The organism is Rhizobium sp. KNZ14-9A (assembly GCF_056755015.1).
Map to the genome: position 1 here is coordinate 2246628 of NZ_JBPGXB010000004.1, position 15642 is coordinate 2262269.

Annotated in this window: 12 protein-coding genes; 5 read left to right on the forward strand and 7 right to left on the reverse strand. The window is 60.5% G+C overall.

Annotation, left to right across the window (positions count from 1 at the left end; translation table 11 throughout):
- Positions 1-36: 36 nt before the first annotated feature.
- The 5 genes from ACR9ZQ_RS40700 (at position 37) to ACR9ZQ_RS40720 (ending at position 4705) form a co-directional block, all read left to right on the forward strand.
- Positions 37-459 (forward strand): alpha/beta fold hydrolase, encoded by a 423-nt coding sequence (locus tag ACR9ZQ_RS40700; RefSeq protein WP_481431009.1) that lies wholly within the window; start codon positions 37-39, stop codon positions 457-459.
- A 376-nt stretch (positions 460-835) separates the two neighbouring features.
- Positions 836-1177: a hypothetical protein gene (locus ACR9ZQ_RS40705; RefSeq protein WP_481430799.1), complete on the forward strand. Its 342-nt coding sequence runs from the start codon at positions 836-838 to the stop codon at positions 1175-1177.
- A 93-nt stretch (positions 1178-1270) separates the two neighbouring features.
- Positions 1271-2440, forward strand: coding sequence for a SagB/ThcOx family dehydrogenase (locus tag ACR9ZQ_RS40710; RefSeq protein ID WP_481430800.1), 1170 nt, complete (start codon positions 1271-1273; stop codon positions 2438-2440).
- A gap of 4 nt (positions 2441-2444) precedes the next feature.
- Complete coding sequence (locus ACR9ZQ_RS40715) at positions 2445-3509, forward strand: amidase (RefSeq protein ID WP_481430801.1); 1065 nt, start codon at positions 2445-2447, stop codon at positions 3507-3509.
- Positions 3506-4705, forward strand: a complete 1200-nt coding sequence (locus ACR9ZQ_RS40720; protein ID WP_481430802.1) for an MFS transporter — start codon at positions 3506-3508, stop codon at positions 4703-4705. The genes ACR9ZQ_RS40715 and ACR9ZQ_RS40720 overlap by 4 nt, the downstream gene beginning before the upstream one ends.
- 189 nt (positions 4706-4894) lie before the next feature.
- On the opposite strand, the gene ACR9ZQ_RS40725 is transcribed toward ACR9ZQ_RS40720, so the two are convergent.
- The 7 genes from ACR9ZQ_RS40725 to ACR9ZQ_RS40755 all read right to left on the reverse strand — a co-directional run bounded on the left by ACR9ZQ_RS40725 (position 4895) and on the right by ACR9ZQ_RS40755 (position 15401).
- The gene (locus tag ACR9ZQ_RS40725) at positions 4895-5698 is read right to left on the reverse strand and encodes an ABC transporter permease (protein WP_481430803.1); all 804 of its coding nucleotides are present in this window, start codon (positions 5696-5698) and stop codon (positions 4895-4897) included.
- The gene (locus tag ACR9ZQ_RS40730) at positions 5695-6561 is read right to left on the reverse strand and encodes an ABC transporter permease (protein WP_481430804.1); all 867 of its coding nucleotides are present in this window, start codon (positions 6559-6561) and stop codon (positions 5695-5697) included. The genes ACR9ZQ_RS40725 and ACR9ZQ_RS40730 overlap by 4 nt, the downstream gene beginning before the upstream one ends.
- Positions 6562-6635: 74 nt before the next feature.
- Positions 6636-7808, reverse strand: a complete 1173-nt coding sequence (locus tag ACR9ZQ_RS40735; RefSeq protein ID WP_481430805.1) for an ABC transporter substrate-binding protein — start codon at positions 7806-7808, stop codon at positions 6636-6638.
- A gap of 57 nt (positions 7809-7865) precedes the next feature.
- Entirely contained in the window at positions 7866-8939 is a 1074-nt protein-coding gene (locus ACR9ZQ_RS40740; RefSeq protein ID WP_481430806.1) for an ABC transporter ATP-binding protein, read from the reverse strand.
- A 1-nt stretch (position 8940) separates the two neighbouring features.
- On the reverse strand, positions 8941-11004 hold the full coding sequence (locus ACR9ZQ_RS40745) for a hydantoinase/oxoprolinase family protein (RefSeq protein WP_481430807.1): 2064 nt from the start codon (positions 11002-11004) through the stop codon (positions 8941-8943).
- The gene (locus tag ACR9ZQ_RS40750) at positions 11001-12695 is read right to left on the reverse strand and encodes a hydantoinase B/oxoprolinase family protein (RefSeq protein WP_481431010.1); all 1695 of its coding nucleotides are present in this window, start codon (positions 12693-12695) and stop codon (positions 11001-11003) included. The genes ACR9ZQ_RS40745 and ACR9ZQ_RS40750 overlap by 4 nt, the downstream gene beginning before the upstream one ends.
- Before the next feature lie 114 nt (positions 12696-12809).
- Complete coding sequence (locus tag ACR9ZQ_RS40755) at positions 12810-15401, reverse strand: winged helix-turn-helix domain-containing protein (protein WP_481430808.1); 2592 nt, start codon at positions 15399-15401, stop codon at positions 12810-12812.
- Positions 15402-15642 lie beyond the last annotated feature (241 nt).

Here is a 15642-nt window from a genome sequence, read left to right on the forward strand (position 1 = left end):
AACAGGATTGGTCCGGGCTCGATCGAGGCTGTTGCCATGCCAAGCCAATGTCATGCCGATATCGAGCCGAAGGGGCATCTCACCCGCCCCGCTCTTCCTTGCAAACCAGACCTGGTTGCGGCCGGAGAAAAGGGACCTTTCATTCTGGTCGGCCATTCGATCGGTGGACCTTACGGCATGGCCTACACTCGGAAATTTGGCGATGAAGTCGCGGGCCTGGTGTTCGTCGATGCCTCGCATCCGGATCAGGTCGCCCGATTCACCGAAGCGGCGAGCGCGCCGCTGGACTCTACCAGCGAGGCAATGAAGATCTCCTCGAGCCTTGCGTGGACAGGGATTATCCGCCTGTCGGCCGGGATGGTGGCAAAAACGCTCGAGGTAACACCGCAGGCGGCGCGGCGGATTGTGGGCGAGCTGGGGCTGAGGGAGATGACCGGGAGGGGGGGGGTTCGGGTGTGAGGGCTTCTCTAACCGTCACGATAGAATCCGGCTACTCTCATCGTTTGATCCGCGCTGTTGAAATAGCCAAACTTCTCGATCCCCCGGAGAAACGGATTATTCTGGAAGAACGCAACGGCGCCAAAAGGCTGTTTCGCGGGACTCGCTTAGATAATTGTCGTGATCCAATGCCAGTTCTTGCACCTTTACGGGATCGAAATTTATTCTTGATTCTCAGAATGATAAAAGCCCCAATTAACGCCGCATCTAGAGATTGTAAAACAAAGTGATTGCCGCGGTCTTTACACGGATAAGATGCAGATTTAGCCTTAAATCGCCGGTTGAAGATACCGGCATTCACCTTCGGAAGTTCAATATTTGATATCAAGAGGTTGAAATGCACACTCAACGCGTGACACCCACTGAACTGAAATCAAAGTTGATGCAGTACCACAGGGCAAAGTCCGTCCCCATGTCCGAGGAGGAGCTCTCATCCGAAATCGATCGTAGCGCTATTCCGCGCTATCAGGTTGGCGACCAGCTTCTATCCGAAGTACAGGATACGCTACGCAACATCGCCAAAGAACTGCCTGAAGGACCAGCTCGCAACGAGGCGGCCTTCGCGATTTCCAAGATTGACCAAGCCGCCCAGGAAATCGTCTATTGCGCTCTTAGTCTGAACAAGAGCATGCCGTTCGTGAAGCCCGCACTTCACGTTCACTCGGAAAACGAGAAATAATCCCAGCCTCTTCGGCAAATAGTGACAAGTTGGTCCAGCTGCAGAAGGTCGCCGTTGGACCACACTATCGATATGTCGAACGGAGGCTAATCTGTGCTGAGTTCTGATGAAACCGAAATCCGATCGTTCCGCTTTCGACGGGCGCGAGCGCTTTCCTATTTTGTCAACGATGGCGAAATCGTTGTCTTCAATTTCCTGACCAATCGTTCTTTTGCCTGCAACTTGCGCTGCCTTGAGGTTCTGATCAATTCGGAGCACTGGCAATCGCTGGACGCACTTTTTGCGATAACGTCTGACGTTTACACCTCGTCGTTAGTCGAGGAAGTCGTACAGCTGTTCTCTCTGACGGCTTTGGTTGTCGAAGGCGATATGATAGCTGACAAGGATACGGAATATGAGGAAACCTGGGAATGGGGTCCGGTGACAGCGCAGCTGCACTTCTCATCACAGGATAACTTGACCGTCAGTGATAAAATGGCGGCAGAGATTCAGATACTTCGTTCGAAATCCCATCCTTCGCCTCCATTACTGGATTCAAAAACACGCGAAGCCAGCGTGTCTTTGCCGCCGTTTGCAATAGACGGCGAACTGAAAGCCGTCATGCGAAGTCGGCGATCGATACGAGCCTTTCTCGACGAACCGCTGGATCTGCCCCTGGTTGCCGACGCGATGTATGCGGGGCTGGGCGTAACCGACATTGTCAGCACCGAGGTTGGCGATCATCCCCTCCGGATGACACCTTCTCCTGGCGCTCGCAATGCTTATGAAGGTTACATTTTTGCGCGTAAGGTCTCAGGCCTTATGGAGGATCGCTTTTACCACTACAATGCTCTTCGGCACTCACTGGAATTGGTCGCACTTCAGGATCCGATGCCGACGATGCAGGCCATGTTCGCAGAAAACCAGCCATGGGTCGAAAAGGCGAGCTTCATCGTATTCCTCGTTGCACACTTTGAGAGGGTTATGTGGAAGTATATCAACGGAAGCGCTTATGCCCATGCTTTCGTCGAAGCGGGTCACATCGCACAGAACATGATGCTGATCCTCAATAAACAAGGCGCGGTCGTCAATCCCGCCGGGGCAATTGGTCATTCGCTTATCGAAAGAGCGATCGGAGAGAACGATCTGACCCACAGCGTGGTCTACGCGCTAGCGGTGGGCTATCCCGACACATCTGATGATTACGTTTCCTGGCTGGCACCTGAGTTTGCAATTCGGGATGAACTGCTCTCGAGGATCCGGGCTCAAGGGTTTCATGGATAGCGCAATGGAAGAAGTTGAATTCAGCGCAAAGAACGATCTCTCGGTTCCTCCCGATCTCATACCCAGCAGAGCTATCATTTACCTGCGCTATGAGAACGGTAATGGCCAGGTTTCGCAGATAGCTGACGATGAAATTGTCAGTCAGGCACTGCGGCAGCTTGAAAACAACGCCGCCCATATCGCGGATGTCATTATGGAGACGCCATCAGGGCGCAAGCTACCCAACGCATGGGGCGAGAATTTCATTGCGGGACCTTTGGGTTCACCGCTCGCCCATGCTATCTCCACTCGGCCCGAAACGATTGGTCTGGGCGAAGATATAAACGGTCAGCTCCTCGTGGCGGCATCGATGTCAGGTGTCGTCGGATTCTATGGCCCTCGAAACGTCGGCTCTATGGCCAGAGGAAGGCTGGTCGTCCTCGGACACGACGTCCACGACATCAGGCACACCTGGCTGAAAAGCCTTTCGAAAGACGACAAAGCGCTAAACGCATACGAAGCTGATGACGGATTTGATCGTCTATCCCCCATCTCTTCAATCATACCTCGCGTTTATCTTGCCAAAGGCAGGTTCTGGGACATTGTGCATTTCGATGCGCGCACCAATTACGCCCTGGCAATGCGCGAATTGGAGAAGGCAGGCATTGAGATCGTTCCCGTCGAAGGGTTCATTACCGACGAGTGCAGAACGGCGGCATCGCTCGTGTCACAAAATCCGCTTGGCATTGAAGGACAGCAGAAACTCCAGGATCTCCGCGGAACGTATCAGCTTCCGGTGACGGACGGCATCTTTCTACTTCCATCAAGTGGGATGGCGGCTCCGCTGATTGCTGATTGGCCGCTCACACCGGGAAGATTCGATCCCGATCCCTTTGAGACCATCATGCCGGTACTGCTGAGTGACGTGGCAGCGATCACCGTTCCGAATGGGTTCTCCGTGGAAGGCTTGCCAATGGGGCTGACGATCGCGGGGCCGATGACTATGCTCGCGCGCCTGCTGATGCTTGCTCAATGGTTCCGAATGGTAACGAACTGGCCGACCGTACCAAGAGGCCATCAGCCCTTATGAGTGAACAGCGTACAGACTGGATTGCATTCGTACCACAGCTCCCCGCACAGCTCTGGCTGCTCGCAGCTGCGGCCTTCGTGAATTTCCTGGGCTATATGGTCACGCCCTTTCTGGTCCTATACCTGACAGAAGTGGCCAATTTCTCCATCGAGAGCGCGGGGGGCCTGCTGACGTGTTTTGGCTTTGGCGGTATCGCTGGCACCTGGTCAGGCGGAAGATTGAGCGATCGGATCGGCGCGCCTAACGTTCTGGTATTGAGTTTCCTGATCAGCGGTGGCGCAATGGCGGTCATCCCGGCAATCTCCAGCACACTGCTTATCGGGGGAATATTGATCGTCCTTGCCTTTGCCAATGGCGCTTTTCGGCCCGCCTATGATGCCTGTGTCGTTGGGCTATGTCCCGAAGACGAGCGATCACGAGCGTACGCAGTCTATGTGGTCGCCATCAATATTGGGGCGGGGATCGCTGCCAGTTTGGGCGGTTATCTTTACGCTGTCAAACCAGAGTTGATTTTCTACGTGGATGCTGCGACCTCGCTGTTCGCGGCCGGCCTTGTATCCGTTTTCCTTGCCCGACCTTTAAACACGGAGAGCAAAAAAGCTTCGGAGACTGAAATGGTCGACGGAGCGGCACGAGCAGCTCATAAGAGCATAGCCTTCCTCCTTGTTTGCCTGGCTTCATGCGTACTCGACGTGGTGGCAAAACAGACCTCTGTTACCCTGCCGCTCTATGTTACCTCGGCATACGGGATGACGCCGGAGGCTTTTGGTCATCTCCTTACCCTCGGCTATCTCATGTTCGCGGTCGCGGTGCTGCCCGTCTCGAGCTGGGTAAAGCAGCGAAATCCCATACAGATGGCCGTAGCGGGTATGGCCATCGTTGCGACCGCCTTTTCCCTGCTGCCGACCGGTTCCGGTGGGTCAGTACTTGTGGGCCTTTACCTACTCATCACCTTTGGTCAGCTACTCTTCTATCCAGCAATCATGTCGATCGTCATGGGGATAGCCGCGAAAAACGGAGAACGAAGCGGAGAGTATATGGGCTTTTACCGGACTGCTCAGTCGGTTGCAGGTTTAGCTGCTCCTTCGATCGGAACATTCATTTATGCGCAGCTGTCTCCGTCGGCACTGTGGGGCTTCTGCACGATATTGATCCTGGCTTCCGCGTTAGCGCTTTGGCGATTTAAGGGAACCTGAGCCATGCGGACGGAGGGGTCCGATGACTGCAAATGCTCGCAAGCCGGACTGGAAAACTATGTCGTCAATCACGCCGATAATGCTGCTGATCTCAGTCGATGATCTCTCGATCGCTCCATCGCCTCGACGGCGTCTTTCACGACAATAATCAAAGTGATTTCGTCCATAGCGGCACCATGTCAATGCGCGCTATCTAACCGGCTTCCTGCGTGCGGCAAGCTTGAGCGCTATCAGGAAAACAAGCGCCACCGACAACATGAATATCGCCCCCGACATTGCATAGATCGTCGGCGAGGCGCCGGCGTTCATCTTGCCGAACAGGACGACCGGCAGCGTGTTCTGTCGGCCGGCGAGATAGAAGGAACGGGTGAACTCGTTCAGCGAGAGCAGGAACGAGAAGATGAAGGCGCTGACGAGGCCGGGGCGGATCAGCGGCAGTGTGATGTCACGGAACTGCCGCCAACGGCCGGCGCCGAGATCGGCCGCCGCCATCAGGTAGGACGGCTTGACCGCCGCGAAACTCGTCAGGATGACGATAAAGGCGAAGGGCATCGCCCAGAGCAGATGCCCGGCCGTCACGGTCAGCGCGGAGGCCTTGATCCCGATGCGGGTAAAGACGGTTGACAGAGCGAGGCCCTGGATCACGCCCGGGACGAACATCGGCAGAATGACGGTCAGGAACCAGGCTGTGCGGCTTCGATGAAGCTCGAAATAGGCGAGTGCTGCGGCAAGCGAAATTACCGTCGCAAGCACCGCGGTCAGGGTGGCTATGATTGCTGATTGCTGCAACGCTGACACAAGTGCCCGCTCCTCGAGCAGCGAGGCGTACCATTTCAGCGTGATATCCGAGAGGTTCGGCAGCCCCGGCTGCAAGGCGGGATTGAACGAAACCGCCAGCAAGTAAAGCGGCGGCGCATAGATCACGACCAGTCCGGCAATCGTCAGGGCCCAGATCAGCAGACGGTTCGCGCTGCCTTCGGTTTGCGCCGTCATGAGCGATCCTCGAACAGGGAGGCAAGGCCGAACAGGCGGTTGCCGATCAGGACGAGCGCGAAGATCACGGCGAGCACGACGGTGGAGATGGCGAAGGCGAGCGGGTAGTTCGCAACGCGCATCACGTCGTTGATCATCACCGAGACGATGCTGGCACCGGCGCCGCCCAGCATCTGCACTTCCGTCGAGGAGCCGGCGACCATGACGAAGACGAACAGGAAGCCGGCGAATATGCCAGGCATGGTGAGCGGTATCATGATCGTCGTCAGCGTCTTCCAGAATCCGGCCCCAAGGTCGCGGGCGGCGGCCAGCACTGTTGTATCGAGGCGGCGCATCGAGAGCAGCAGCGGAAAGGTCGCGAACGGCAGGTATGAGGCCACGAGGCCGACGATGACAGCAAAGTTGCTGAAGAGCAGCCAGTCGATCGGCGTTGTGGTCAGCCCAAGCTCTTGGAGCCCGGTATTGACGACACCAGTGCGTCCGAGCACCAGGCGCCAGGAGAAGGAACGGATAAGATAGGAGGTGAAAAAGGGGATCGTCATCAGCGCGAGCAGGATGACCGCGAGCCTGCGGCCGGCGAGGAAATGCACCGCATAGGCGGAGGGATAGGCGATCAGGAGGCAGAGCAGCGCCGTTCCAAGCGCTTTTGCAAGCGTCGACAGAATGACCGTCCAGCGCCCGGCATCGAGGATCGCGGCGTAGCCGGCAAAGCTTAGATCCGGCTTGATCCAGTAGGTCGCCGAATCCCAGGTCCAGAAGCTCCATGTGACCACGACCGCCAGCGGGGCCAAGCCGAAGACGAGGATAACAAGCAACGGCAGCGAGATCAGGGGCAGGGCAGTGGAGCGGTATGGGCCGGACATGTCTGAACCTTGGCTGGGGCTAGCCGCGGCAGCAAGCGGCCGCGGCCATTCTCGCATGATTGCTCAGGCCGTCGTCAAGCGTTGCGCAGCTTCTGCCACCATTCCTCGTAGAGCTGGAAATTATCCGGCCGGCAATTCTGCCAATAAACCTTGCCGGCGAACTTGGCCTTCACATGGTCGCCGAGCGCCTGGACATCCTCGGGCTTGTATTCGTCGGGGTGCGCTTTGGCGTATTCGACATTCTTGTCGGTCGGAACCAGATAACCGCGCGCCTTGCCCAGTTCGCAGCCATAGAGGCCGTCGAGCAGGCCATCGACGAATTTATGCGCGGCATCCGAGACGCCCCGGTCGCCGGCGCCCTTCAGGAGCACGCTGTTGTTGCCCCAGCCCTCATAGCCTTCGACGGGTGCTGCATATTCGACTTGCAGCCCGCGCTTGCGCCCCTCATAGACGATAGGCTCCCAGCCGGTCATTGCGTCGACTTCCCCGTCGGCGACAAGCTGGACACCTTGCTCCCAGCCGTTCCAGAAGGTACGGAACTGGCCGTCCTTCTTGTGCTTGATCAGAAATTCCATGACGAGCCCAAGTTCGGATTCCGTCAGGTTGCCGGGGTCGGTGATCGGCTTGTTCTCGCTTTCCTTCAAATACATGGCCGTGAAGATCGCGCTGTTGATCCAGGCGTCCTCCATTCCGACGCGCCCCTTCAGCTTTGGATCGAAGATCACGCCGTAGCTGTCGACCTTGCCGAGCTTGTCGGGCCGGTAGATGATCGAGTCGGCATTGACGACCGTCGGAATGCCGTATTGTTTGCCGTCGTGCTTGAGGTAGGGAATGTCCTTGGCCCATTGCCAGACGCCCTGGTAGTTGGGGATCTTCGAAAGGTCCCAGGGAATGATCACGCCTTGGCGCGCCAGTTCCTTTTCCGCTCCACCCTGGAAGCCGCCGACGTCGAAGAGGTCGTTGGCATTGCCGGCGGCAAGGCGGGCGACGACGGGACCGACATCGTTGCCGTTGTCGGTGAACTCGGGCGTGACGCCGATCTCAGAGGCGAATTCTTGCCACTTGTCGCCGATATCGAGGGTCGCCGTCGCCCAGAAGGCGACCGTGTCGGCCGCCTGCGCCCGTCCGGCAAGACCGAGGCCACCGAGCGAAAACGCCGCGGCACCCGCACCCATGAGCCCCAGGAACTGGCGGCGCTGCCTGTTGCTGGTATTGGAGGATAGAAACCACTCATTTCGTTTTATCATCGCCATTCCCCTTTTTGTTAAGTCTTTCATTGTCGTTCCGTCTGTCCGTAACGTCGGCTAGGCACTGCCGGCCGCGATCAGCACCGCGGCATCCGGCTTGAGATAGACGGAAACACGTGTGCCCGGCGCCAACGGCTGAAGGTCTGCGTCTAGCGCCACCAGCACCGACTGCCCATCGGCAAAGGCAAGCCTGACGTCGCGGTGCAGCCCGCGGAAGGTCGTTTCAGTCAGCGTCAGTTCCAGCTTGCCGTCGGTTCCCGCCGGATCCGGCACAAGCGAAAGGCGGTCCTGCCTGATCGCGACGAGGCTCACCTGTGGGTCGATCGGCCCGGCGATCCGTACCGGGAGGCTCTGCCCCGCCACTACCGCTTCGCCCTGACGGCCGCCTGCCCGGACCGCCTCCGGCCGCAGCAGGGAATCGATGCCAACGAAGCGGGCGACGAATGCATTGGCTGGCGTGCGGTAGAAGGCAGCCGGCGTGTCCACCTGCGCGATCCGCCCGCCGTGCATGACGGCCATGCGGTCCGACAGGCTCACGGCCTCGTCCTGATTGTGGGTGACGAGGACGAAAGTCGCGCCGGTCCGCCTGTGCAGGCGGCCGAATTCGTCGCGCATCTGCTGGCGCAAGCGTTCGTCGAGCCCGGTCAGCGGCTCGTCCAGCAGCAGGATACCGGGTTCCATGACCAGTGCGCGGGCAAGCGCCACACGCTGCCGTTGGCCGCCAGAGAGAAGATTGACGTCACGTGGGCCAAAGCCGGAAAGTTCAACAAGCTCGAGCGCCTCGTTGACCTTGGCATCGAGCTTGCCGCCCGACATGCCCTTCAGTTTCAGACCGTAACCGATGTTCTGCGCGACGGTCATGTGCGGAAAAAGACCGAGGCCCTGGAAGACGGTATTGACCGGGCGTCGATTTGCCGGGACTGCGCCCATGTCTTTACCGTCGAAGGCGATGCGTCCGGACGTTGGCGTCTCGAAACCGCCGATCAGCTTCAGCAGCGTACTCTTTCCGCAGCCTGACGAGCCAAGCAAGGTAAAGAACTCGCCAGCGGCGATCGACAGCGACACACTGTCGACGGCCGTGACCGGCCCGTAGCTTTTAACGACATCGTTGATTTCGATCGATATGGCCATGTCAGCGCGCCGTGGGCCTCCCTTCGCGGATCACGAGAATGCCGGTTTCCGTCATTTCGATGACCTGATCTTCGAGCACCAGTGTCGTCGCCGTCGCCTCCTCGATGATTGCCGGCCCTTCGAACCTTTCCTCGGCCGGCAACCTGCTGCGGTCGAATACCGGGCAAGCTACCCAGCCATGCTCGGCGCCGAAGTAGACTTGTCGCGTTCCGGTCCGTGCCGCGTCGAGGCTCCGTCCCGCCCTGGGCACCTTCGGTAGGGCTATGACAGGCCCGTTCAGGACGGCTTCGAGATGCAGCGTGGTGACTTCGATCGCGGAATCCGGCAGGCGGAAGGAGTATGCCTTCTCGTGGGCGGCATGGAAACGGTCGGCGAAATTAGCGGCATCGTCCCCGCGCCGGAAAGTTGCGAACACGCCGTGCTCCTGGCCGCGATAGCGCGCCTCGACCCGGTAGGTGAACTGGATAGCGGCATCCCGGCCCTTGGCGAAATAGGCGACGGCCTCCTCTTCCAGATGGGAGAAGCGCCGGTTGAGCTCGCCGACCGCCGCGTCGTCGAGCGGGCAGAACCATGTCCCGCGGAAATCGGCGCGCGGCTCGGCGGCCAGCATGCCCCATGCGGAGAAAATGCCCGGATGCGGCGGCACCACCGTCGCCTTGACGCTGAGGTCGCGGCCGAGCCGTGCCGCGAGCGCGGGGCCGGCGCCACCGCTGATGACGAAGGCTGCGTCGCGCGGGTCGTGGCCGCGTTGAACGGTCACCAGCTTCAATGTGTTGATCATGTTGGCATGGGCGATCTCGATGATCGCCATCGCCGCATCCTCCACAGACATGCCGAACGGCTCGGCGACGGTCATGATCGCCTGTGCGGCCCTGGCTTTGTCGAGCGCCATGGTGCCGCCGGCGAAGTTCTTCGGATCGAAGATCCCGACGGTCAGGATGGCATCCGAAAGCGCCGGCGTCGTCCCCCCGCGTCCGTAACAGGCCGGCCCCGGCGTGGAGCCAGCGCTTTGCGGCCCGACCCGCAGCGATCCGCGTTCGTCGATCCAGGCGATGGACCCGCCGCCGGAACCGATCTCGACGATATCGACGACCGGAACCTGCACGGTATGGCCCGGCTGAATGCGGGTATGCTCCAGGCGGTATTCGGCATTAAGCGTCGGCCTGGTGTCATGGATCAGCGAGCATTTCGCCGTCGTTCCGCCGACATCGAGCGAGAGAACTTCCGTTTCGCCGAGTGCGGCGCCGATGCGTACCGCGCCCGCAATTCCCCCCGCCGGCCCGGATTCGACCAGGGTGAGCGGGCTGCGGGTTGCCTGGTCGAAGGTGGAAATACCGCCGTTCGACTGCATGGCGTAATAGGGGCAGGTGAGATCGCGGTCGGTCAGGGCCTCTTCCAGCCGCTCGAAATAATGCCGGATGATCGGTTGCACATAAGCATTGAGCACGACGGTGTTCGAACGCTCGTATTCCCGCCATTGCCGCGACACCTCGTGGCTGGCGCAAACCGTTACGTCGGGAAGCGCATCGGCCAGGATGTCGGCGCAGATGATCTCATGCTCCGGATTGGCGTAGCTGTGCAGAAACAGCACGGCGACTGCTTCCACCTGCTGTTCGCGGCAGTGTCGGATGATCGGTCTGAGATCGTCCAGTTCGATCGGCGTGAGCACTTCGCCGTTCGCGGCGACACGCTCCCGCACCTCGAAGCGCAGATGCCGCGGAACGAAGGGCTCAGGGCTGTGGAACTGCAGATTGTAGAGGTCGGGCCGGTTGCCCCGACCGATTTCCAGCACGTCGCGGAAGCCCGCCGTCGTCACCAGCGCGGTCCGTACGCCCTTGCGTTCGGTGATGGCGTTGATAACGGTCGTGCCGCCATGGGCGAAAAAGGTCACATCGCGGGCTCGTAGTCCATCACACTGTTCGGACATCGCGATCGCTGCGAGCACGCCCACCGACTGGTCGTCGATCGTAGTCAGGCTCTTTGCGGTGAACAATTCCCCCGTCCGCTCGTCATAGCCGACAAGGTCGGTGAATGTTCCGCCAACATCGGTCGCCAGCCGGATCATCCCGCTATCCTCCTGCGGTATCCATAGGCCTTGGCGGCCGCTTCTTCCGTGACGAAGCTGTTGTTGAGGTCATGCTCGATGAGATCAGGCTCGCGCTTGCGCGGGTCACCCCAGCCGCCGCCGCCGCCGGTGACGATGCGCAGGACGTCGCCCTTCGAAAGATCGATATGGGCCGCGCGGCCGTAGTCCCGGCAATCTGCGGTCTTGGCGGACGCCACCTGCAGCACGTTCGCCGAACCCGGCATGCCGCCGTTCATGCCCCAGGGCAGGGTCTGCGTGCGGCCGAAGCTGCAATAGGCCGAGGCATTCTGCGAAAGGATCTCGTATTCGCGCACGATGCCGAAGCCGCCGCGTCTCCTTCCAGCTCCACTGCCGGCTTCGGTATTGAAGCCGTAGCGCTTGACGAGCAGCGGATAGCGGGCCTCGATCACCTCGACCGAATAGTTGTAGGTATCACCGTCGGTCAGCGCGATCACCGCGTTGGCCCCGTCGCGATCCTCGCTTGCGCCCCAGCCGCCATGCTGCGGCTCGATATGGATGAAGGGCTGGCCACTGGCATCCTTGCCGGAGACATAGACGACGCAGAGGCTGGAATAAGAGCCGGCCGAAAAACGTGAGGGCATCAGCGGCGCCAGTGCCTTCCAGACCAGTTCAGACGCGTGGACCGAACCCTCGTAATACCAGCCGGTGGGTGAGGGTTTTTCTGCTGTGAAGATGGTGCCGGCGGGCGCGACGACCGTCAGCGGCCGGAACCAGCCTTCGTTTGATGGCGCCTGCGGGCCGACAAGTGCCTTGATGATGGTGCGGCATGCCGATTCCAGCGCCCCCCTCGCGCAGTTGATCGGCCCTTCCACGGCCGGTGGGCAACCGGTGAAGTCGGCGGTGATGCTGTCGCCCTTGATCGTGACCGCGACCATCACCTCGATCGGGCCGTCACTGACGCCGTCGCCGTCGATGACATCGGTCGCATGGTAGGTCCCGTCGGGCAGGGCGGCGATCGCTGTGCGGCTTTGTTTCTCGCTGGCGGCGATCAGGTTTGCGAAAGCCGCCTTGACGGTGGCGGCGCCATATTTGCGGTTTAGTTCCAGCATCCGCCGCGCAGCGACCCGCACGGTGGCGATCTGCGCGGTCAGGTCGCCGATGGCTATTTCGGGCAACCGGACGTTCTCGCTGATGATATGGATCAGCTCCGAGGAGAAAACGTCCCCGACTACGATCTTGACGCCCGGCAGGCGCAGCCCTTCCTGGAACACCGAGATCGCATTCGGTGCAAGACTGCCTGGAACCGAACCGCCGACATCGAGATAGTGTGCGACGTTGATCGCATAGGCGACGATGTCATCGGCGACGAAGACGGGCTTGACCACCGCAAAGTCGCAGGCATGCGTGCCGCCGGCATAGGGATCGTTGGTCAGGAGCACGTCCCCGTCGGCCATGTTCCCCTTGAAGCGGGAAATCAGCGCCTTGACCTGGGCGCCGAAGGTGCCGGTGAACAGCGTGATGCCGTTCATTTGCGCCACCAGTTCGCCCTCGGCCGTCAGTAGGCCGCAGGCGAAATCGAGCACCTCGTAGATAACAGGGCTCATGCTGGTGCGGGCCATGACGATACCCATTTCGTCCACCGTCGCCGCAAGCTTGCCCTCGACGATTTCCTGGGTGACCGGATCGATGGGATCTGCAACCGAAATCATCTTGCTCATATATCCCCCGCATTGGCTGGCAGGCCCCAGAGTACGCATCCTCTGTTGCTTGGATAGCCTGTCAGACGGGTAGGGAGGCGAAAACGCCCCACCCGTTCGGGTAGGTCAGCCGCCTGCCAGAACGCCGCGATCCCGCGCGACGTTCACCGCTGCCAGGCGGGTGCCGACATTGAGCTTGGCGTAGATGTTCCGTAGATGGAACTTCACCGTATTGTCGCTCATGTCGAGCTTGCGGCTGATTTCCTTGTTGCTGAGGCCGACGCTCAGCAGTTCCATGACGCTCCGTTCGCGATCGGTGAGCCCGCCGTCCGCCTGCCGGACCTCAGCGATATCTTTGCGGCCGACCCGGCTCGGCCAGTCCTCGCCGAGCGACTGAGCCAGCCGGCGGCCGACGATCTCAGGCGCCGACTTGTCCGAAGCCAGTGCGCGAAGCGCGCTGAGAAAGCCGTCGCCCTCGACCCGCAGGATCGCCCTATAGTCGCCGAGGGAGGTGCCGAGGACGAGGTCGCCGAGCCGTGTGGCAGCTTCGCCCTGCCGGCCTTCGGCTATCATGAGGCTTATTTCCAGCAGCGCTAGCTCGATCCCGCGCGGTACGTTCGGCTTCCGCACCTGCCGGACGATCAGCTGCGAAAGGCATCCGCGGGCACCACCGAAGTCGCCGAGCGCAAGGTGGATGCGTGCCCAGAGCAGAGCCGGGACTGTGCCGCGCGAATGGATGGCAAGGTTGTTCGCCCTGTCCAAGCCCGCCGACTTTCGTCCCATCCCCTTGGCCTCGGCATATCGGACCGCTTGCTCGGTATCGCCAAAGGCGAGCAGGAGCCTTGCGCGCTCCCCTTCGACCAGCCAGGTCAGGCGGTCGAAGCCGCGGCGGCGCGCGGCGGCATGAACCCGGTCGATCGAGGCGTGGGCTGCAACCTGATCGCCCTTGAGAAGCAAGACACGCTGCTGCGCCAGGAAGCCTGCGGCTAGCAAATCGAACCAGGTGTCGTGGCGTTCGAGATGCGGCAGGGCCCAGTCGAGGATCGCCTCGGCGGTATCCTCGTGCCCGTTCATCGACAGCAGCTCGGCCTTCAGCACCTGGCCGACGGCATCGAGATCGCTTCCCTTGCCGATATTGCACTGTGCTTCGGTGATCAGTTGATTATAGGCCTCCGCCGCCTTCGCGCAGTCACCGCTGAAATAGGCGGCCTGTCCCACATGGGTATAAAGATGCATGGCGCCGAAATCGGCCTTGCCGCCACGGAAGGCGTGAATGGCGAGATGGCCGTAATGCAGTGCCCTTTCCAGTTCGCCGCGGATCAGCGCATTGTAACAGAGCATGTTCAGCGCGAGAGCTCTGTGGATCAGTTCCATTCCCTCTCGCTTCAGGAGATCATCCTCCAGCGCCGACAGATCCGCATTGCTCGCCGTGCGGTCGGTGTAGAGGGATAGCAGCACACGGACGACCCTGAGATCGCCGGCCAGCGCCTCGTTGCCCTGCGCGGCGCCGTGTTCGGCGATCGCCAGGTAGTGATCGGCCGCGTCGAGTTGCCCCGCCTTGGCGCTCACTACCGAAAGGCCGAGTGTAGTCAGGGGAAAACGGCTGAGGTCGATTTCGGCCGCCTTGTCGATGATCGCCTGGAACATGGTCGTGCCGCCGCGGGTCGTGGCATAGACCCGCCGCCAGCCGCCGGCATCCTCGACGATTCCAGCTGCGAGATTAGCGTCGCCGCTCAACAGCGCGTGCCGCACCGCCGTATCGCAATCGCCCTGCTGCTCGAACCAGCGAGCCGCCCTTTGCAGCGTGCCGCGCGTATCGACATATTGGCGCTCAGCCTCTTCCTTCAGAAAGCTGTTGAAAACCGGATGGTAGCGGATCCAGTTGCCCTGGCCGCCGAGGGTTGCAATCGGCAGCCCGAACCCGGCCAGATCCTGAAAAACCGCCGAGACGTCAACCCCGTCGCTGATGGCCGCGACCAGTTCGCGATTGAGCGCCGGCAAGGCGGCCGTCTCGATCAGGAAGCGCCTCATCGGGGCAGGCAGGTTGGCGAAGACTTGTTCGGAGAGATAGCTGCCCATTTCCGCCGTCCCGGCGTCGAGATAGGAAAGGATCGCATCCGCCTCGATATTGTCGGACACCAGCACGCGCACCATCTGCAGCGCCACCGCCCAGCCTTCGGTGCGCTGGTTGAGGCTGCCGATCTGGTCTGCGGTCAGGCCGGCGGGGTTGCCGGCGAAAAATTCCTCCGCCTCCATATCCGAAAACGCCAGCTCGACGACGCTGACCTGTTTCAGGTCGTTGTTGAGCCGCAGGAACGATATCGGAAAACGTGGAGCGCTTCGGGAGATCAGCACGAATTTCAGATGCTCGAGCGTGCTGTCGGCCAGCAATCGCGCAACGACCGATTCCGTCGCATCCGTCTGGGCAAAATGATAATCATCGAGAAAGAGGATGAGTGGGGCAGTGAAGCGGCGAAGCCGTGTCGCCAGGATACCGAGCAAGGCGGCGGCGGACAGGCTTGCTGTATCGCGTGCCATTCTGTCTGCAGGCATCAACCGGTCGAACGCATCGAGGAGGACGAGGATAAACTGACTCTGGTTCCTGTGTTCCGAATCGAGCCCGACCCAGACGACCTGTTGACCGGATGCAAGCAAGTTGTCATGCCACTGCGCCGCAAGACACGTCTTCCCATATCCTGCCGGGGCAACGATCGTCATCAGGCGTCTTAACCCTCCCTCTTCCACTCGCCGAAGAAGGGTGCGACGCCGGACAGCGTTTGGAGCAGGATTCGGAGGGGAAAAACGGCTTTGGGCGCTCATGGAACCAGCTTGCTTCGAAGGTTTCCATATTTCAAGGTGCCGGATGAGTTCATCTGCACCTCCGCCCCCAAACGTCCTCGGCGCCGTAGCCGGGAGTGGTGATATTCTGGTGGGTGATGTCAGGTTAACTCGATCAAGT